Consider the following 19,826-nt stretch of genomic DNA (forward strand, 5'->3'; position numbering starts at 1 on the left):
ACGAAGGGGCGGCAGCCCGGGCGGCTGTTCCGGCCCGGCGCTACGGCTTGCGACCCACGGCTGCCCACACGTTGACGTGCCGGCGGTCCATCGGCTGGTCGTCCGGGTCGGGTCGCCATTCGGTCGCCGACACCACCCCGGGCTCCACCAGCTCCAGGCCGTCGAAGAGCGCGGCGAACTCGTCCTGGCCGCGTGTCCACACGTCCGAGCGGCGCTCCTCCACCATGCGGCGGTAGAGCTCCCGCTGCTCCGCGGTGCCGAAATCCGAGGTGGCGTGGGTGGCGGCCAGGAAGCTACCCGCGGGCAGCTCGTCGATCAGGCGGCGGACCAGCGGCTGGGCGGCGCCGTCGCCGTGCACGAAGTGCAGCACCGCGATGAGCATCAGCGCGACCGGCTGGCCGAAGTCGAGCACCTCGCGCAGTTGCGGATCGGCGAGGATCGTCTCCGGGTCGTTCAGGTCCGCCTCGATGTAGGCGGTGCGGCCCTGCGCGCTGCTGGTGAGCAGCGCGCGGGCGTGCACCATCACCAGGGGGTCGTTGTCCACGTAGACGATCCGGCTGTCCGGCGCGACCGCCTGCGCGACCTCGTGCGTGTTGTCGGCGGTGGGCAGGCCGGTGCCGATGTCCAGGAACTGCCGGATGCCGGCCTCGGCGGCCAGGAATCGGGTGGCGCGTCGCAGGAACGCCCGGTTGGTGATCGCGCCCAGGCGCACCGCGGGGAACACCGCCTCCAGCTCGTCGCCGGAGGCCCGGTCGGCGGCGAAGTTGTCCTTGCCGCCGAGCCAATAGTTGTACCGTCTGGCCGGATGCGCCACGGTTGTGTCGATATGTGCGTCGCCGTCCATCACAACTCCCATCGGGCACAGTGGATCTCGTTCAACGTAGTCCGTGCCCGCACACTCCGGCGACGCGGCTCCCGCACGTTCACGCAGCCGGTGTAGCGGCGCGTAGCGCTCGGTGGCATGGCATTCATGACGGACCCGCTCCCGCGCGAGATCACGCAACGCGAGCTGGGCAACGACTCCGGCGCGATCATGCGGGGGGTGGAACGCGCGAGTCCTTCACCATCTCGCGCAACGGCACACCCGTGGCGCGCCTGATCCCGCTGCGCCGGCGGATCTTCGTTCCCCGCGAAGAGGTCGTTGCCTCGTTCGCGTCGGCGCCTACCGTCGACGCCGACCGCCTGCGCGCTGACCTGGACGATGCCGCGGACCAGGACCTGATGTCCCGAGGGTGGTGATGCCGCCGCGTCGGCGTTGACCTCAAACCTCCCGGAGGGCGCCGGGGGCTCCCACCGCCGCGGAACGGCGCGGGAAGGGCAATCTGAAGGTAGCCGCCGTGCCCGGCGGTCGCGCACGCTGTCCGCGTAACGTCGGCGTCGTCGGCGCGACGGTCACGGCTCACCGCCCCGGCCGTCGCCGTCCGAGAGGAGGGCTCGTGGCCCACCACCAAGCCGCGTCGGTGATCGATATCGCCGGTGCATCCCTGTTGCTGTTGTGGGCGATGGCCATGTGGGCCGCCGTCGCCGTCCTCGCGTACGCGAACAGGCGTACGGTCCGGCCGTGGATCTTCCGGGGGTCGGCGGCGGTGATCATCCTGGGCATCGTGGGCCAGCTCGGCCACATCCAGGAGCACGTCGCGCAGACCGGGTACTGGGTGATGCACTCCGGGCAACAGCCATGGATGACACCGTGGGGTGACGGCCTGGCCGCCGGCTTCGCCGGCGCCGACCCCGGCAAGCCGTCGCTGGGCATGGAGATCCTGCACCTGATCGGGAACTTCATCTTCCTCGCGGGCATCGCCGGCGTCATGATCATCACGCGGCACGCGCTGGGTTCGCGAGCCCGCCGCTGGGCCCGCATGGGCGTCTGGATGCAGGGCATCCACGGCCTGGAACACCTCGCCCTGACGTTGTCGGTGGCGCTCGGCGCGTCCCAGGCGATCGGCCTGTCCACCTGGTTCGGGGTGCTGGAGCCGGGACCCGGCCTGTGGACGTACCGGATCTGGTGGCACTTCCTCGCCAACGTACTGGGCTCGGTGATCTTCGCGGTCGCGCTGGTGCACCTGTGGCGGGAGCGGCGTCACGTCGCGGCCACCTTCGACGTCGGCTCGCACGCGCCGGCCTCGCCGTCCGGCTGGCGCCTGGCGGACCCGTCCGACCCGTCCGACCAGTCCGACCCGTCCGACCCGTCCGGCCGGGGCGCGACCGTCGGCGCCGGGGCAGGTGGGCGCACGCCGGCCTGAGGACCGGGGGCCGTATCGTCGCCTCATGACCCGCGTCCTGCTGATCCCGGGCAGCACCCACGACCGGTCCCTACACACCGCCGCGTTGCGCACCGCCGCCCGGTTCGCCCCCGCCGGGTTCACCGTCACCCGCTACGACGGCCTGCGTGACCTGCCCGCCTTCGTGCCCGGCGAGCAGCCGCCCGAGGTGGTCACCGCGCTGCGTCGGCAGGTGCGGGACGCGGACGCCCTGCTGGTCTGCACGCCGGAGTACGCCGGATCGCTGCCCGGCAGCCTGAAGAACCTGTTCGACCATCTGGTGGACGCCGGAGACCTGGACGGCAAGCCGGCGGCCTGGTTGTCGGTCGCGCTGCCGGGTCAGGACGAGGGCGCGTACGCCGCACTGGAAACCGTGCTGAGCCACGGCGGCGCCCGCCTGGTGCGCTCGGCGTGCATCCGGATTCCGCTGAGCATCGCCGCGGTCGGCGCGGACGGCCTGGTGGTGGATGAGCAGTTGCGGACCGCGGCGTCGGACATCCTGCAGACGCTGGCCCGCTCGCTGGTCGCCGAGCCGCCCCGCGAGCAGCCGTCCTGGCAGGCGTACTCCAGCCTGTACCCGATGGTGATGCGACCGGGCACGGCGGCCTTCCGCGACCGCGGCGCATAACCCCCCGCCTCGCCGCGTCCCGTCGCGCCGCGTCCCGTGTCGCGTCGCGTCCCGTCCCGTCGCGTCCCGTGTCGCGTCGCGTCCCGTCCCGTCGCGTCCCGTCGCGTCGCGTCCCGTCGCGTCGCGCGTCGCGCCGCGCCCCGTCGCGCCGCGCCCCGTCGCGTCCCGCGTGTCCCGTCGCCCCGCGTCGCGTCCCGTGCCGTCCGTCGCGCTCCCCGCCGATCTTGACGTTTCGGTGCCCGTTCTGACACGGCAAAACCGACTTGTCCGACCACAAAGCTCAAGATCGGCGGGTGGTCTCCGCGACCTACGGTCGATCTTGGACTTAGTGGTCGGATATGTCGGGAATACCCGTGCAACTCAGGCCACCAAACCTCAAGATCGACGGGTATGCGCGGGCGTGCGGGCGTGCGGGCGTGCGGGCGTGCGGGCGTGCGGGCGTGCGGGCGTGCGGGCGTGGGGGTGTGGGGGGCGTGCGGGTGTGGGGGTGTGGGGCGTGGGGTCGGTGGGTGGGGGTGGGGTGGGGTGGGGGTCAGCGGTCTGCGGAGGTTGCCGGGCGGACCTGCGGCGGCGTCACCTCGGGTGCGCCCAGCCGCGCCGCGTCCGCCGTCTCGTCGTCCGGCTGACGTTGCGACGCCAGTTCCGCCGCCACCCGCAGGCGGTAGTGTTCCACCTCCCGGTCCCGCTGCTGGGTCGTCCATTCCAGCACGTCACCCATCAGCTCGGCGGCCTCGCTCGCCGCGCCCAGCCCCCGGTCGAAGGTCTCGATCGAGATCCGGGTGCGCCGGGTCAGCACGTCTTCCAGGTGCCGCGCTCCCTCGTACGCCGCCGCGTACGCGATCTCCGCGCGCAGATAGTCGTCCGCGCCGGTCAGCGCCCGGCCCAGCGACGGATCCCGGCGGATCATGCCGAGCAGCTCGTGGATCATGCTGCCGTACCGTCCGAGCAGGTGCTCGACCCGCGCCACGTGCAGGCCGGCCTCGCCGGCCAGCACCCGGCGGCGGTTCCACAGCGCCGGGTAGCCCTCGGCGCCCAGCAGCGGCACCCGGTCGGTGCACGAGCGGGCCACCGACCGGCCCAGGCCGTGTACCGCCGCGTCCACCGCGTCGCGGGCCATCACCCGGTACGTCGTGTACTTCCCGCCAGCCACCACCACCAGGCCCGGCGCCGGGCTGCCCACGGTGTGCTCGCGGGACAGCCGGGAGGTCGACTCCGACTCGCCGGACAGCAGCGGGCGCAGACCCGCGTACACGCCTTGCACGTCGGCGCGGTCCAACGGGGTGGTCAGCACCCGGTTCACCTGAGCGAGCAGATAGCCGATGTCACTGTCGGACGCGGCCGGGTGGGCCTTGTCCAGGTCCCAGTCCGTGTCGGTGGTGCCGATGATCCAGTGCCGTCCCCATGGGATCACGAACAGCACGCTGGTGGCGGTGCGGGTGATCAGGCCGGTGGTGGACTGGATGCGGTCGCGCGGCACCACCAGGTGGATTCCCTTGCTGGCGCGTACGTGGAACTGGCCGCGCTCGCCGACCAGCGCCTGCGTGTCGTCGGTCCACACGCCGGTGGCGTTCACCACCTGCTGGGCCCGGACGTCGAAGGTGTGGTCGTGTTCCCGGTCGTGCACCCGTGCGCCGGTGACCCGCTCGCCCTCCCGCAGGAAGCCGACCACCTGGGCGCGGGAGGCCACGTGCGCGCCGTACGCGGCAGCGGTGCGTGCCAGGAAGAGGGTGTGCCGGGCGTCGTCGACCTGAGCGTCGTAGTACTGCAGCCCGCCGACCAGCGCGTCGTGCCGCAACGCGGGGCAGACCCGCAGCGCGCCGCGCCGGGACAGGTTGCGATGCCGGGGCAGTCCGCCGTGCCCGGTGGCCATCAGGTCGTAGAGCTGCACGCCGGTGCCTGCGTACAGACGTTCCCAGATCCGGTGCCGCAGCGGGTAGAGGAACGGCACCGGGCGGGCCAGGTGGGGTGCCAGCCGTTGCAGGATCAGACCGCGTTCCCGCAGCGCTTCGCGGACCAGGGCGAAGTCAAGCATCTCCAGGTAGCGCAGGCCGCCGTGGATGAGCTTGCTGGAGCGGCTGGACGTGCCGGAGGCGAAGTCGCGCGCCTCGACCAGGCCGACCGACAGGCCGCGGGTGGCGGCGTCGAGGGCGCATCCCGCTCCCACCACGCCGCCACCCACCACCAGGACGTCGACTTCGGTGTCCGCCAGTGCGCGGAGCGCGGCGTCCCGGCCGTCCGGGGACAGGTCGCCGGCCGGCCGGGACGTCGGGGTGAGTCCGTGATCAGTCGACATCGACCCAGTCCAGGGTGCGCTGCACGGCCTTCTTCCACCGCCGGTATCCGTCCTCGCGCTGCTGCGCCGACCACTGCGGCTGCCAGCGTTGCGACTCGCTCCAGTTCTCCCGCAGCTCGTCGGTGGACTTCCAAAAGCCGACCGCGAGGCCGGCCGCGTACGCCGCGCCGAGCGCCGTGGTCTCGGCGACCACCGGGCGGCTCACCGCCACGCCCAGCACGTCCGCCTGGATCTGCATGCACAGGTCGTTGGCGGTCACCCCGCCGTCCACCTTGAGCACGTCCAGGGTGACTCCGGAGTCCTGCGCCATCGCCTCGACGACGTCGCGGCTCTGATAGCAGATCGCCTCCAGGGTGGCTCGGGCCAGGTGCGCGTCGGTGGTGAAACGGGAGAGCCCGACCACCGCGCCGCGCGCGTCGGACCGCCAGTACGGCGCGAACAGCCCGGAGAACGCCGGCACGAAACACACGCCGCCGGTGTCCGGCACCGTCGCGGCCAGTTCCTCGCTCTGCGCCGCGGTGTCGATCACGTGCATCTGGTCGCGCAGCCACTGCACGGCCGCGCCGGTCACCGCGATGGAGCCCTCCAGGGCGTACACCGGCGCCGCGTCGCCCAACTGATAGCACACCGTGGTGAGCAGGCCGTGCTCCGAGCGTACGAGCTCGGTGCCGGTGTTGAGCAGCATGAAGTTGCCGGTGCCGTAGGTGTTCTTGGCCTCGCCGACGGCGAAGCAGACCTGGCCGACGGTGGCCGCCTGCTGGTCGCCGAGCGCGCCGGTGATCGGCACCTCGCCGCCCAGCGGGCCGGACGCGCGGGTGGCGCCGTAACCACCCGGATCCGAGGAGGGCCGGATCTGCGGCAGCATCCGCCGTGGGATGCCGAAGAACCCGAGCAGCTCGTCGTCCCAGTCCAGGGTCTCCAGGTTCATCAGCATGGTGCGGCTCGCGTTCGTCACGTCGGTGACGTGCCGGCCGCCGTCCGGGCCGCCGGTCAGGTGCCACACCAGCCAGCTATCGGTGTTGCCGAACAGGGCGTCGCCGCGTTCCGCCGCCGCCCGGACGCCGTCCACGTTCTCCAGGATCCACTGCACCTTGCCGGCCGAGAAATAGGTGGCCGGCGGCAACCCGGCGGTGCGCCGGATGACGTCGCCGCGGCCGTCGCGGTCCAGCGCGGCAGCGATCCGGTCGGTGCGGGTGTCCTGCCAGACGATCGCGTTGTAGTAGGGGCGGCCGGTGTGACGGTCCCAGACCACCGCGGTCTCCCGCTGATTGGTGATGCCCAGGGCGGCCAGGTCGCTCGCGCGCAGGCCGGCCTCGCGCAGGGCCGTCTCGATGACCGTCGTGGTGCGCTGCCAGATCTCCGCCGGGTCGTGTTCCACCCACCCGGCGCGCGGCAGGATCTGTTCGTGTTCGAGCTGGTGCCGGCCGACCTCACGGCCAGCGTGGTCGAAGATCATGAAGCGGGTGCTGCTGGTTCCCTGGTCGACGGCGCCGACGAAGTCAGGCATGCTGCGCCTCCACTGTCTCGGGGGTGCGGGGTGCCGGGACGCGGCCCGGCTCGGGCATCTCCAGTTTGGGCAGGAACCGCCCGACCATGCCCTGATACAGCCCGGCGCCGACCACCCCGCCGACGAGCGGGCCCACGATCGGTATCCAGAAGTACAGATAGCCGGTCTGGTCGCGGAACGCGCCGCCGTACCCGGTCAGGAAGCTGGCCAGCCGCGGACCGAAGTCACGCGCCGGGTTGATGGCGTAGCCGGCGTCGGTGCCCCAGGCCATGCCGATGCCGACCACCACCAGCCCGATGATCAGCGGGGCCAGGTTCGACCCCGGCGGGGTGTTCGCCGCGTCGGTGAGCGCCAGGATGAGGAAGAGCAGGATCGCGGTGCCGATCACCTGATCGCGGAACGCGCCCCACTCGCCGACCGGCAGGGTCCCGTTGCCGGGCAGCGTGGAGAAGACGCCCTGCGTCTTGATCGTCAGTCCGGGGTCGGCCTGGTGCAGCACCTCGGTGTAGTTCCAGCGGACCAGCAGGGCCGCCGCGAACGCGCCGAGGAACTGCGCCAGCGAGTACGGTGCCACCTTGCGCCACGGAAATCCCTTGAAGACCGCGAGCGCGACGGTGACGGCGGGGTTGAGGTGGGCGCCGCTGATCCGCGCGGCGACGTAGACGCCGAGCGTGACGCCCAGGCCCCAGCCCCAGGCGATGCTGTCGTGGTCGCCGATGCCGCCGCCGGCCACCTGCGCGACGACGCCGACGCCGAAGAGGATGAGGATCATCGTCCCGGCGAACTCGGCGGCGAGTTCGCCGGCGAGCGCGGGGATCTTCGGTCGTGCTTCCATGCGGCCGACGCTAGGAACGGCGACCGGCGCGGGCAACGAACGTCGTTCGACATTGCCGAACGTGGATCCCAGCCATCGGTGACGAGCTGGCATAGAGTCCGAAACGTGCCCGGAACGGTGCAGTCCATCGAGCGAGCCGCCGCGATCCTGCGGATGCTCGCGGGCGGACCGGGACGGCTCGGTCTGGGCGAGATCGCGCGGTCGCTGGACCTGGCCAAGGGCACCGTGCACGGGATCCTGCGGACCCTGCAGCACGTGGGGTTCGTGGAGCAGGACCGGGCGTCGGGTCACTATCAGCTCGGCGCGGCGCTGCTGCACCTGGGAACGAGCTACCTGGACATCAACGAGCTGCGGTCCCGCTCGATCAACTGGGCGGATCCGCTGGCTGCCCGCTCCGGAGAGGCCGTCCGGATCGGGACCGTGTACGAGGGGCGGGTACTGGTCGTGCATCACGTGTTCCGTCCGGACGACACGTTCCAGACGCTGGACATCGGCACGTTGCTGCCGTTGCACGCCACCGCGCTGGGCAAGGTGCTGCTGGCGTACCGGGCGGCCCGCCCGGCGCCGGACCTGGAACGCTTCACCCGGCGCACTGTAGTCGCGCCCGGTGACCTGGGCGCGGATCTGGCACGCGTGCGCAACGCCGGGTGGGGCGCCGAGGTCGAAGAGCTCACCCTCGGGGAGGCCGCCGTCGCCGCGCCCATCCGAGGCTATGGCGGGCTGGTGGTAGGCGCCATCGGCGTCTCCGGACTGGTCGAGCGGATCTGCGACAGCCGTTACCGGCCGCACGCGCGGCTGGTCGGGTACGTGCGGGAAGCCGCCCGCGCCATCTCTCGCGACCTGGGGGCCGCGCGTCGCTGAACGAAACGGGGAGGGGACCCTTTCATGACCGAGCGCTATGTGATCGCCGTGGACCAGGGCACCACCTCCACCCGATGCATCGTCTTCGACCGCCGCGGCCAGCTCGTGTCCCTCGCCCAGCAGGAGCACAAGCAGTACTTCCCGAAGCCGGGCTGGGTGGAGCACGACGCGCTGGAGATCTGGCGCAACGTGGAACGCCTGGCGCCGCTGGCGCTGCGCCGCGCGGGGATCACCCCGGACCAGGTGGTGGCGGTCGGCATCGCCAACCAGCGGGAGACGACGGTGCTCTGGGACCGCCGCACCGGCACGCCGATCGGCCGGGCGCTGGTGTGGCAGGACACCCGCACCGACGCCGTGGTCAACCGGCTGCTGGCCGAGCCCGGCGCGGCGCAGGTGCAGCGGCGGTCGGCGCTGCCGCTGGCCACGTACTTCTCCGGGCCGCGGGTGCGATGGATGCTCGACCACACACCCGGCCTGCAGGAGCGCGCCGAGCGCGGGGAGGTGCTGTTCGGCACCATGGAGACCTGGCTGATCTGGAACCTCACCGGCGGCCCCCGTGGTGGCGTGCACGCCACCGACGTCACCAACGCCAGCCGCACCAACCTGCTCGACGTGCGTACCCTCGAATGGTCGCCGGGGGCCCTGGCGTTCTTCGGGGTGCCACGGGCGATGCTGCCCGAGATCCGGCCCTCGGTGGAGGTGTTCGGCGCGGCCACCGCGGCCTTCCCCGGCGTGCGGATCGGGGCCGCGCTCGGCGACCAGCAGGCCGCCCTGTTCGGGCAGACCTGCTTCGCGCCGGGCGAGGCCAAATGCACGTACGGGACCGGAAGTTTCCTGCTGCTCAACACCGGCACCGACCTGATCCGGTCGAACAACGGACTGCTCAGCACGGTCGCCTATCAGATCGGGCGGGAGCCGGCCCGGTACGCCCTGGAGGGCTCGATAGCGATCACCGGTTCGCTGGTGCAGTGGTTCCGGGACCAGTTGGAGCTGATCGCCAGCGCCCCGGAGATCGAGACGCTGGCGCGTACCGTCTCGGACAACGGCGGCTGCTACATCGTGCCCGCCTTCTCCGGCCTGTACGCCCCGCACTGGCGCAGCGAGGCCCGGGGCGTGATCGTGGGGCTCACCTCGTACATCACCAAGGGTCACCTGGCCCGCGCGGTGTTGGAGGCGACGGCCTGGCAGACGCGCGAGGTGGTGGACGCGATGAACACGAACTCCGGCCTGACCTTGACCACGCTCAAGGTGGACGGGGGCATGACCGCCGACAACCTGCTCATGCAGTGCATCGCGGATGTCCTGGATGTGCCGGTGGTGCGGCCGATGGCGGCGGAGACGGTGTCGCTGGGCGCCGCGTACGCCGCCGGGCTGGCCGTCGGATATTGGTCCGACCTGGAGGATCTGCGTCGCAACTGGCACCGTGCGGCGCAGTGGCTGCCGGCCATGGACCCGGCGGTGCGTGGCCGGGAGTACGACAACTGGCAGCGCGCGGTGCGGCGCACCTTCGACTGGATTCAGCCGGTCTGACCGGACAAGGCAGCCGCCCGGCCGGAACCCGGCCGGGCGGCTTGGGCGGAGAGAAAGGTTCAGGCGAGCCAGGGGTACTTGCGGACGAACGGCAGCTCGGCCCACTGCCGGCCGAAGCCCCAGGTGTGCCCGGCGTAGGTGAGGGCGGACACGATGGCGACGAGCCCGTAAACGATGTGGTAGTCGACGATCGGGTTCGTCGATCCGCTGGATTCGCCGGCGCTGGTGTGCTGGGCCAGCGGCCACTCGGCGATCCACATCAGGGCCATCATCAGGGCGGCGGAGACCGCGGCGATCCGCAGGCCGATGCCCAGGATCAGGGCCACGCCGATGCCGAGCAGGCCGAGCATGAAGGCCCAGTCGGCCCATGCGGTGCCGGCGATGGTGTGGAAGAAGCCCTGCAGCGGGCCGACCTCGACGTGCGAGAGGAATCCCTCGGTGGGTGAGCCACCGCTGATCCAGGAACGCTCCGACGGCGTCGAGTAGCCGAAGCCGAAGGTCTTGTCCAGGAACGCCCACAGGAAGATGAATCCGGTGGCGATGCGCAGCACGGCAAGGACACGGGCGGCGGTGATCGATGGTGAGCCGGACGCCTCGACGTGCTCGAGTGGCGTCGCGTGGCTCCGGCCGGTGGTGGTCATCGTTCCTCCTCGATGTTTGCTCTCTCGTGATTGACTCTGCTCTCCTCGGTGCCCCGGCACCTGGGCCCAATCGCCCGATCGGGGGAGGACCAAAGTCCCGTTCCTACCTGCTGTCCGAGCCGTCGGCGCGGGCCGCGGCCCGGCCGGCCTCCAACCGGGCCACCGGGACCCGGTACGGCGAGCAGGAGACGTAGTCCAGGCCGGCGTCGTGGAAGAAACGCACCGACGCCGGGTCCCCGCCGTGTTCGCCGCAGACGCCGGTGGTGAGGCCGGGACGGGCGGACCGGCCGCGTTCCACCGCGAGGCGCACCAGCTCGCCGACGCCCGGCACGTCGATGGTCTGGAACGGTGACACGGCGAAGATGCCCAGGTCGAGATAGCGCCCGAAGAACGCGCCCTCCACGTCGTCGCGGGAGAATCCCCACGTCATCTGCGTCAGGTCGTTGGTGCCGAAGGAGAAGAAGTCGGCCGCGGCGGCGATCTGGCCGGCGGTCAGGGCAGCCCGCGGCACCTCGATCATCGTGCCGATCCGGATCGGTGGCGCACCCGGAACGCTCGCCAGCACCGACTCGGCCTCGGCGCGTACCGTCTCCAGTTCCTGGACCGTGCCGACCAGCGGCACCATGATCTCCGGATGTGGGTCGCCGCCCGCCGCGACGCGCGCCGCCGCGGCTTGCGCCACGGCCCGGACCTGCATGGCGAACAGGCCGGGAACCACCAGCCCGAGGCGCACGCCGCGCAGGCCGAGCATCGGGTTCTGCTCGTGCATCCGGCGCACCGCGGCCAGCAGTTCGCCGTCGGAACCGGGATCCTCGCCCCGCCCCCGCGCCTCGGCCACGCGCGCGGTCATCTCGGACAGCGACGGCAGGAACTCGTGCAGCGGCGGATCGATCAGCCGCACGGTGACCGGCCGGCCGTCCATCGCGGCGAACAACTCCTCGAAGTCGGCGCGTTGCAGCGGCAGCAGGGCGGAGAGCGCGGCCTGCCGCTGCGCGCCGTCGGTGGCCAGGATCAGCCGTTCCACGAGCACCCGCCGGTCGCCCAGGAACATGTGCTCGGTCCGGCACAGCCCGACGCCGGTGGCGCCGAACCGGCGGGCGCGGGCGGCGTCGGCCGCGGTGTCGGCGTTGGCGTGCACCGCGAGCCGGGCGACGTGGTCGGCGTGCACCATGAGCCGCTGCACGGCCGCCAGCAGCGGGTCGCCGTGCGCGGTGCGCTCGCCCTCGAAGTACCGCATGACGCGGGACGGTCGCACGGGCACCTCGCCGGCGTAGACCCGCCCGCTCGCGCCGTCCACCGAGACGATGTCGCCGGCGCGGACCGTCCGCCCGCCGACGGTGCACGAGTCCACCCCGATCTCCACGTCCTCGGCGCCGCAGACGCAGGTCTTGCCCATGCCGCGGGCGACCACGGCGGCGTGCGAGGTCTTGCCGCCGCGGCTGGTCAGGATGCCACGTGCGGCGATCATGCCGGGCAGATCGTCCGGGTTGGTCTCGCGGCGCACCAGGATCACCGGTTCGGTCGCGGCAGCCGCCGCGGCGGAGTCGAAGACCACCGCGCCAACCGCGGCGCCGGGGGAGGCCGGCACGCCGGTGGTCAGCGGCGGCGGGGCGGCGCCGGTGTCGAAACTGGGGAACATCAACGCCGCGAGCTGCTCGCCGGTGACCCGTTGCAGGGCCTCGTCGAGGGTGATGACACCCTCGTCGACGAGCTGGGCGGCGATGACGAACGCGGCGGCCGGCGTGCGTTTGCCGACCCGCGTCTGGAGCATCCACAGCTTGCCGTCCTCGATGGTGAACTCGATGTCGCACAGATCGCGGTACCGCTGTTCCAGACGCTCCATGATGGACAGGAGCTGCGTGTGGCAAGCCGGGTCGATGGTGGCGAGCTCGGTCAGGCTGACCGTGTTGCGGACCCCGGCGACCACGTCCTCGCCCTGGGCGTTGCGCAGATAGTCGCCGTAGACTCCGCGCCGGCCGGTGGCCGGATCGCGGGTGAAGGCCACGCCGGTGCCGGAATTCGCGCCACGGTTGCCGAAGACCATGGCCATCACGTTCACGGCAGTGCCCAGATCCTGCGGGATGCGTTCCTGCCGCCGGTAGAGCACGGCACGCTCGGCGTTCCAGGACCGGAACACCGCGCCGATCGCCAGCACTAGCTGCTCGTACGCGGACTGCGGGAACTCCCGGCCGGTGTGCGCGAGGAACACCTTCTTGTAGGCGTGCACCACCTCGCGCAACTGGGCGGCGGTCAGATCCGCGTCGTCGCGCACGCCGGCCGCCGATCGCGCGGCGGCCAGCTCCGCCTCGAAGGCGTCGGCGGGCACGTCGAACACGGTCCGGCCGAACATCTGGATCAGCCGGCGGTACGAGTCCCAGGCGAACCGCTCGTCGCCGTGCCGACGGGCGAGACCGCCGACGGCCGTGTCGGTCAGGCCGATGTCCAGGATCGTCTCCATCATCCCCGGCATGGAGAACTTCGCACCCGAGCGCACCGACAGCAGCAGCGGGTCGTCGGCGTCGCCGAACCTGCGTCCGGTGCTGTTCTGCACCCGGCGCAGGTGCTGGTCCACCTCGCCGAACAGGCCGGACGGCAGGGAGCCGGTGCGCAGGTAGGCGCGGCAGGCGTCGGTGGTGACGGTGAAGCCCGGCGGAACCGGCAGGCCCATGCCGGTCATTTCGGCGAGGTTGGCGCCCTTGCCGCCGAGCAGATCCTTGAGATCCTTGTTGCCCTCCACGAAGTCGTACACGTACCTCGGCATCGGACACTCCCCTCGCTGCTTCGCGTTCCGGTAGTCCGGCGTCTTTCTTGGTAGCCCGGCGACCGGCCGGGCTTGTAGGGCCTGATGGCCCGGCGCCGGACACGGGCACTTCGGCCCTGACCGCCCGTCCGCCACGGCTCTAGCGTCGGAGGTGACGACAGGAGGGCGCGATGAAGAACTGGACCGTGGACGATGTGATGACCAAGAAGGTCGTGTCCGTCCCGCAGACCGCTTCCTACCGGGAGGTGGTGGACCTCCTCGTCGGTCGCCGGATCAGTGCCGTGCCCGTGGTGGACGAGTTCCAGCACGTGACCGGGGTGGTGTCCGAGGCGGACCTGTTGCGCAAGATCGAATACGCCGGGGACGACGAGCCGCGGCTGTTCGAGCGTCGCCGCCGCCGCGGAGAACGCGCCAAGGCGCTCGCCGGGACCGCCGCCGAGCTGATGAGCAGCCCGCCCGTGGTGACCCGGGCCGGGACGCCGATCGCGGCCGCCGCCCGGGCCATGGACGCCGAGCAGGTGAAACGGCTGCCGGTGGTCGATGACAGGGGTCTGCTCATCGGCATCGTCACCCGCGGCGACCTGCTGAAGGTCCACCTGCGGCCGGACGAGGAGATCCGGGCGGACATCGTCTCCGGCGTGCTCGGCAAGTTCCGCGCCGAGGATGTCGGGCCGGTGACCGTGGCGGTGGACGACGGCGTGGTCACCATGGCCGGCCGGGTCGCCCGCCGGTCGGCCGCCGATCTCGCGGTGCGCCTGGCACGCCAGGTCTCCGGCGTGGTCCGGGTGATCGACGAGATCGAGTTCGACTTCGACGACAGCGAGATGCTCATCAACGGCGGCGCGTACGGCGTGGCATAGTCGATCTACATCTTTACCGCTATCGATTAGATCTCCGGCATTTCGGGTAGTAGTCCGCCCCGGCCGCGGGAGAAGGTCCCGCGCCCGAGGCGGAAGGAGCGCCGTCATGGTGTTGTGGGTGGTCGACGCGCACACGACCTATCAGCAGGGCATGAACATCGAGTCGCTGGCGCGGGAGGGATACAGCGCGCTCGTGGTGAAGGCGACCCAGGGCCGCTCCGGCTACTGGGCGCCCACCACGTTCGATAGCTGGATACGCCGCGCCCGCACCGCCGGCATGGTGACCGGCGCCTACCACTGGCTCAACAACGACGACCCGGTCGCCCAGGTCGACTACTTCCTCAGCCGGCTGTCCACGGTGGGCGGTCCGGCCGGCATGCTCGCGGCGGTGGATTGCGAGGACACGTCAAACCCGGCCACCCAGGACACCGTGCGCACCTTCATCTCCCGGTGGAACACGCGCACCTCCGGCCATCCGCTGTTCTTCTACAGCGGCGCGTGGTGGTATCAGCCGCACCTGGACGGATTCAACGTGGCGAGCCTCGGCGTGCGCGGCTGGAACAGCCACTACGTGTCCGGTTCCGGGTACGGTTCGGTGCTCTATCAGAAGGTCCCGGCGTCGTGGTGGAACCCCGGCTACGGCGGCTTCGCCCGTTCGAAGATGCTGCAGTTCACCGACCAGGGCACCGCCGGCGGCATCACGGCGCACCTGGACATCGACGCCTTCGACGGCACGCTCGCGGAACTGCGCGCCCTCACCGGCGCGGCGTCGGCGGCGCCCACGCCGCCACCCACCGAGCCGGAGCCGGACGACCTGCCGGAGAGCACACCGCAGGCCGTCGGGATTGACGGGCGGATGGGCATGTCCCAGCGGGCGAACCAGGAGTCCCCGGCCGCGGAGTAGGGGCTAGGCGGCGGGCAGGTTCAGCGTGGCCGTCGCGCCCGGTTCCGGGACCGCCAGCCTCGACAGCACCCACTCGTGGAAGCCGGCGATGTGGTGCTCGCTGGGCACCAGCACCCCACCTGTCGCGTAGGCGCGGGACGACATGCGCGGCTGGCACTGCTCGCAGGCGTCGAAGTCCTGGCGGTTCACCCGGTCGAACAGCGCCACCGACCGGTCCAGGTCGGCCCCCGACGCGATCACCTCGGGCAGGTACAGCCACTCGCACTCGACAACCGTGCGGTCCACCGCCACCGGGAACATCCGGTGCCAGATCACGTGGTCGGGCACCAGGTTGACGAACGCCTGCGGCTTGACGGTGATGGCGTAGTAGCGGCGGTCCTGCTCCTGTGCGAGCTGGGGGAGAGCGGCCAGGCCCGCGCCGCCGTCGACGGTGAACCCGGCGATGCCCGGCCCGAACTCGGCGCCGTGCCCCACGTAGTACTGCGCGGCGTATCCCCCGGCGAACTCCGGCAGCACGTGCGTCAGCTCGGGATGGATGGTCGCGCAGTGGTAGCACTCCATGAAGTTCTCGACGATCAGCTTCCAGTTCGCGCCGACGTCGTACCGGATGCGCCGGCCGACCTGCAGCGCGCCGATGCCGTACCGGTCCAGGGAATCCAGGTCGCCGAGGCGTTCGGCGATCGCGCCCTGCACCTCGTCGGCGAACGACGGCGGCTCGGGTGCCAGGCACACCCACACGTAGCCCATCCATTCGCGCGCGTGTACGGTGCGCAGGCCGTACTCCACGCGGTCCACGTCGGGCATCTTCACCAGGTTCGGTGCCGCCACCAGCCTGCCGTCCAGGTCGTACGACCAGGCGTGGTACGAGCAGCGGAAGGTGCGCTTGACCGAGCCGCTCTCCTGCGGGCACAGGGTGGCCCCGCGATGCCGACAGACGTTGAGGAACGCCCGCACCGAGCCGTCGGACGCGCGAGTCACCAGGACGTTCTCCCGGCCCACCGGCACGGTGCGGAACGCGCCAGGCGCGGGGATCTCCGACCCGCGCACCGCGCAGAACCACATCTGCTCGAAGATGCGCGCCTGCTCGTGCGCGAACAGCGCCGGATCGGTGTAGTAGTGGCCGGGCAGGGTGGGCAGCAGGCTGGGCGTGGTCACGATGGTCTCACCTCGGCGTAACGGTGGAGAAGCGACGGGGGTCGAAGAGGCCGATCGGGTACCCGGTGGTGCCGGTGGTGGCCAGATCGGCCAGGATCTCGCCGACCACGGTGACGAACTTGAAGCCGTGGCCCGAGAAGCCGCACGCCACGCTCACCGCGTCGTGGCCGGGGTGCCGCGCGATGACGAAGTGTTCGTCCGGCGTGGTGCTGTACATGCAGGTGCGGGCACGCAGGAACGTGCCGGGCAGGGTCGGGAAATGGGTGGCGGCACGCGTCGCCATGGCCTCGACCTCGCGCCCGTGCACGGTGCGGTCGATGGTCTGCGGGGTGGTGTCCACGCCGCGCCGGAAAAAGGCGATCTTCGCGCCGCCGTCCGGCCCGTCGGCGGCCGGGAAACCGTAGACCTGGCTGCCTGCCGCGTCCTCCCAGATGTAGATCGGGTGCCGCGCCGGCCGGTACGGATCCACCCCGCCCCGCGGCTGGAACCAGTACTGCACCTGGCGTTCCACCCGGATCGGCACCGCCAGCTCGGCGAGCAGCCCGGGGGCCCACGCGCCGGGGGCGATCACCAGGTGCCCGGCGGTGTACCGGCCCGCGGCGGTGGTCACCACGACCCCGCCGATGGTCGCCCGCCAACCGGTCATCGGCTCGTCGAAGTGCAGATCGGCGCCGCCCGCCCCGGCCAGTTGCAGGTGCGCGCGCACGGTCTCCTCGGGACGCACGAACCCGGCCTTGGCCTCGTAGAGAGCCACCTCCTCGGGGCGCGGGCGCATGGTGGGAAAGCGGCGGCGCACCTGCGCCGCGTCCAGCAGCTCGTGCTCCAGGCCCCACAGCTCCGCGCTGTGCCGGCTGCCGGCCACGGTGCGGCTGTCCGGCAGGCCGGCCATCACCCCGCCGGTCAGCGTGATCACGTCCCGGCCGGAGTCCCGGGCCAGCTTGTCGAACAGGTCGTACGCGCGCAGCAGCAACGGCACGTAGTCCGGGCTCTCGAAATAGGACTGCCGGATGATCCGGGACCCGCCATGGCTGGACCCCCGGTCGTGCGCGGGACCGAACCGTTCCAGGCCGAGCACTCGCAGCCCGCGGGCGGCCAGGTGGCAGGCGGCGGCACTGCCCATGCCGCCGAGCCCCACCACGATCACGTCGTATCCAGGCACTGCGGACCTCCTGACGCCGGCTATCGCCGGATGCGCTCGTGTTTGGGATCGAACAGCGGCTCCGCGGCGGTGCGGGCCGGCAGCATCCGATCGAAGTAGCCGACCTCGACCCGGTGGCCCGGCTGGGAGAGGCCGGCCGGCAGCCACGCGTACGCGATCGGCGCGCCGACGGTGTGCCCGTACGCCGCGCTGGTGACGTAGCCGACGGGCCGGCCGTCGGCGTAGACGGGTTCGCTGCCCATCGGCACGCAACCGTGATCCTCCAGCACCAGCGGGGTCAGCACCTGCTCGCTCGTGCGGCCGATCAGCGCGTCGCGCCCGAGGAAGTCGCCCGAGTCCAGGTTCACCGCGAAGCCGAGGCCCGCGGCGTACGGGTCGTGGTCGCCGGTCATGTCGGCGCCCCAGGCCCGGTAGCCCTTCTCCAGGCGCAGGCTGGCGAAGGCGGCGCGGCCTGCGGCGATCACGCCGAGCCGCCCGCCCGCCGCCCAGAGGGTGTCCCACAGCCGCGGCCCCTGCGACGCGTCGGTGTAGATCTCCCAGCCCAGCTCGCCCACATAGGACAGCCGGAGCATGGTCACCGGCACGTCGCCGATCCGGGCGCGGCGGGCCTTGAAGTAGCCGAATCCACGGTGCGAGACGTCGACGTCGGCGAGCGGCTCGACCAGGTCGCGGGCGGCCGGCCCCCACACGCCCAGTCCGCAGGTGCCGTCGGTGATGTCGCGGACGGTCACCCCGGGTGGCGCGGCCCGGCGCAGCCGGTCCAGGTCCAGTGGCCCGTTCACGCCCACCTGGAACGTCTGCTCGCCGAGCCGGGCCACGGTGATGTCGCTGCGGACGCCCCCGCACCGGTCCAGCAGCAGGGTGTAGACCACGGTGCCGACCGGACGGTCCACGTCGTTGCTGGTCAGCCCCTGCAGGAAGGAGACCGGGCCGGTGACCTCCAGGCGGGTGAGCGGGGTCATGTCGTACAGCGCCACGTGCGAGCGGGTGTGTTCGGCCTCGGCCGCGGCGATCGGTGACCAGTGCCGCGACGACCATTCGTCGCGGGCGGTGCCGCGTCGCGGCAAGGACTCGTTGGCCGCGAACCACAGCGGCCGTTCCCAGCCGCCGGCCTCGCCGAAGACCGCGCCGAGCTCGGTGTGCCGGGCGTGGAACGGGCTCACCCGCAGGCCCCGCACCGACGGCGGGTCGAGCGGGTGCACGATGTCGTACACCTCGATGAAGCTGCGGATCGCGCGTTCCCGCACGTACCGGGGGCTGAGCTGGGCCGGATGGAACCGGTTGAGGTCGCACTCGTGCAGGTCGATCGAGGGACGCCCGTCCAGCATCCACTCGGCCATCACCTTGCCCACCCCGGCCGAATGGGTCACCCAGACCGCTTCGGCGGACCAGAATCCGCGCACCGTGGCCGACTCGCCGAGCAGCGGGAAGCCGTCCGCGGTGAACGAGAAGACGCCGTTGAAGCCGTCCGCGATCGAGGCGCCGGACAGCGCCGGGATCAGCTCCACCGCGCGGTCCCAGGACTCGGCGAAGTCCGCCGCGGTGAACGCCAGCATCGACGGGTGCGCGCCGGGCGCCAGGTCGGCCAGGTCCACCGGCATCGGGCGGTGCCGGTAGGAACCGATGCCCACCTGGTCGCCGTGGCTGCGGAAGTAGAGATCCTGGTCCTGGTGCCGCAGGATGGGCGCCTGCGGCGGCGCCACCGGGGTGGTGCGCACGTACTGGTGGGCCATCGGGACCAGCGGGATCGGCGTGTCGGCCAGCGCGCCGACCGCCGGCCCCCAGAAGCCCGCACAGCTCACCACCGCGTCGGCGGGGTAGGCGCCGTCGGTGGTGCGCACCCCGGTGACCCGGCCGTCGCGCTGGTCCACGCCGATGACCCGCTGACCGCCGAGGAACCGCGCGCCGCGCTGTTGCGCGCGTTCCGCCTGCACCTGGCACGCCCGCACGGGCAGGGCCAGACCGTCGCTGGGCACGTGCAGGCCGCCGAGCACGCCGTCGCCGAGCATCGGATGCAGACGCGCGCACTCGTCCGCCGGGACGACCCGCGCCGGCACGCCCCACGAGGTGGCGAAGCCGTGCCGCCGGTGCAGCTCGCGCAGCCGGGCCTTCGTGGTGGCCACCTCCAGGCTGCCGATCTGCCGGAAGCAGCCGAGCTCGACCAGTTTGTCCACGGTGTACCGGGCCAGCCGGGACATGGTGCGCGACGGGTTGGTCTGGAACACCAGGCCCGGCGCGTGTGAGCTGGATCCTCCGGTGACCGGCAACGGCCCCTGGTCGAGGACGGTGACGTCGGTGCAGCCGCGTGAGGTGAGTTCGTCGGCGAGGGCGCAACCGACGATGCCCGCTCCGATGATGACGACCCGCATCATGTTCCTATTAGCGCAACAGAATGCAGATTACGCAACACCCCTTTTTGGCGGCGGGTCCA

Annotated in this window: 16 protein-coding genes; 7 read left to right on the top strand and 9 right to left on the bottom strand. The window is 71.9% G+C overall.

The window, feature by feature from the left end; translation table 11 throughout:
• Positions 1-40: 40 nt before the first annotated feature.
• Positions 41-856, bottom strand: coding sequence for an SAM-dependent methyltransferase (locus IEY73_RS04420; protein ID WP_189077659.1), 816 nt, complete (start codon positions 854-856; stop codon positions 41-43).
• Between the two features lie 230 nt (positions 857-1,086).
• Here IEY73_RS04420 and IEY73_RS33330 point away from each other — a divergent pair, with 230 nt between their 5' ends.
• From IEY73_RS33330 to IEY73_RS04435, 3 genes are all read left to right on the top strand, one after another.
• On the top strand, positions 1,087-1,239 hold the full coding sequence (locus tag IEY73_RS33330) for a hypothetical protein (protein ID WP_229715482.1): 153 nt from the start codon (positions 1,087-1,089) through the stop codon (positions 1,237-1,239).
• A 197-nt stretch (positions 1,240-1,436) separates the two neighbouring features.
• Positions 1,437-2,243 (top strand): DUF6008 family protein, encoded by an 807-nt coding sequence (locus IEY73_RS04430; protein WP_229715484.1) that lies wholly within the window; start codon positions 1,437-1,439, stop codon positions 2,241-2,243.
• A 25-nt stretch (positions 2,244-2,268) separates the two neighbouring features.
• A complete protein-coding gene (locus tag IEY73_RS04435) occupies positions 2,269-2,889 on the top strand; it encodes an NADPH-dependent FMN reductase (protein WP_189077660.1) in 621 nt (206 codons plus the stop codon).
• 532 nt (positions 2,890-3,421) lie between these two features.
• On the opposite strand, the gene IEY73_RS04440 is transcribed toward IEY73_RS04435, so the two are convergent.
• The 3 genes from IEY73_RS04440 to IEY73_RS04450 are packed head-to-tail and all read right to left on the bottom strand — an operon-like array spanning position 3,422 to position 7,524.
• Complete coding sequence (locus IEY73_RS04440; RefSeq protein WP_189077661.1) at positions 3,422-5,182, bottom strand: glycerol-3-phosphate dehydrogenase/oxidase; 1,761 nt, start codon at positions 5,180-5,182, stop codon at positions 3,422-3,424.
• On the bottom strand, positions 5,172-6,689 hold the full coding sequence (glpK, locus tag IEY73_RS04445) for a glycerol kinase GlpK (protein WP_189077662.1): 1,518 nt from the start codon (positions 6,687-6,689) through the stop codon (positions 5,172-5,174). Before glpK (IEY73_RS04445) ends, IEY73_RS04440 begins: the two co-directional genes overlap by 11 nt.
• Entirely contained in the window at positions 6,682-7,524 is an 843-nt protein-coding gene (locus IEY73_RS04450) for an MIP/aquaporin family protein (protein WP_189077663.1), read from the bottom strand. Before IEY73_RS04450 ends, glpK (IEY73_RS04445) begins: the two co-directional genes overlap by 8 nt.
• Positions 7,525-7,629: 105 nt before the next feature.
• Here IEY73_RS04450 and IEY73_RS04455 point away from each other — a divergent pair, with 105 nt between their 5' ends.
• Both IEY73_RS04455 and glpK (IEY73_RS04460) read left to right on the top strand, forming a co-directional pair.
• Positions 7,630-8,385, top strand: a complete 756-nt coding sequence (locus tag IEY73_RS04455) for an IclR family transcriptional regulator (protein ID WP_189077664.1) — start codon at positions 7,630-7,632, stop codon at positions 8,383-8,385.
• Between the two features lie 24 nt (positions 8,386-8,409).
• Positions 8,410-9,915 carry a glycerol kinase GlpK gene (gene glpK, locus IEY73_RS04460; RefSeq protein ID WP_189077665.1) on the top strand — a complete coding sequence of 502 codons (1,506 nt, stop codon included), beginning with the start codon at positions 8,410-8,412 and terminating at the stop codon, positions 9,913-9,915.
• A gap of 59 nt (positions 9,916-9,974) precedes the next feature.
• Here glpK (IEY73_RS04460) and IEY73_RS04465 read toward each other — a convergent pair whose 3' ends face one another.
• Complete coding sequence (locus IEY73_RS04465; RefSeq protein ID WP_189077666.1) at positions 9,975-10,556, bottom strand: DoxX family membrane protein; 582 nt, start codon at positions 10,554-10,556, stop codon at positions 9,975-9,977.
• Between the two features lie 103 nt (positions 10,557-10,659).
• Positions 10,660-13,317: a pyruvate, phosphate dikinase gene (gene ppdK / locus IEY73_RS04470; RefSeq protein ID WP_189077667.1), complete on the bottom strand. Its 2,658-nt coding sequence runs from the start codon at positions 13,315-13,317 to the stop codon at positions 10,660-10,662.
• A 170-nt stretch (positions 13,318-13,487) separates the two neighbouring features.
• Here ppdK and IEY73_RS04475 point away from each other — a divergent pair, with 170 nt between their 5' ends.
• Entirely contained in the window at positions 13,488-14,177 is a 690-nt protein-coding gene (locus tag IEY73_RS04475) for a CBS domain-containing protein (protein WP_189077668.1), read from the top strand.
• A 106-nt stretch (positions 14,178-14,283) separates the two neighbouring features.
• Entirely contained in the window at positions 14,284-15,081 is a 798-nt protein-coding gene (locus IEY73_RS04480) for a GH25 family lysozyme (protein ID WP_189077669.1), read from the top strand.
• A 3-nt stretch (positions 15,082-15,084) separates the two neighbouring features.
• Here IEY73_RS04480 and IEY73_RS04485 read toward each other — a convergent pair whose 3' ends face one another.
• From IEY73_RS04485 to IEY73_RS04495, 3 genes are read right to left on the bottom strand one after another with little or no spacing between them, the layout of a single operon-like run.
• Entirely contained in the window at positions 15,085-16,236 is a 1,152-nt protein-coding gene (locus IEY73_RS04485) for an aromatic ring-hydroxylating oxygenase subunit alpha (protein WP_229715486.1), read from the bottom strand.
• A 7-nt stretch (positions 16,237-16,243) separates the two neighbouring features.
• Positions 16,244-17,395 (bottom strand): N-methyl-L-tryptophan oxidase, encoded by a 1,152-nt coding sequence (gene solA / locus IEY73_RS04490; RefSeq protein WP_189077670.1) that lies wholly within the window; start codon positions 17,393-17,395, stop codon positions 16,244-16,246.
• Positions 17,396-17,415: 20 nt separating this feature from the next.
• Positions 17,416-19,767 (bottom strand): GcvT family protein, encoded by a 2,352-nt coding sequence (locus IEY73_RS04495; RefSeq protein WP_189077671.1) that lies wholly within the window; start codon positions 19,765-19,767, stop codon positions 17,416-17,418.
• Positions 19,768-19,826: the final 59 nt, after the last annotated feature.

Source organism: Mangrovihabitans endophyticus (assembly GCF_014646155.1).
Taxonomy (GTDB): Bacteria; Actinomycetota; Actinomycetes; order Mycobacteriales; family Micromonosporaceae; genus Actinoplanes; species Actinoplanes endophyticus.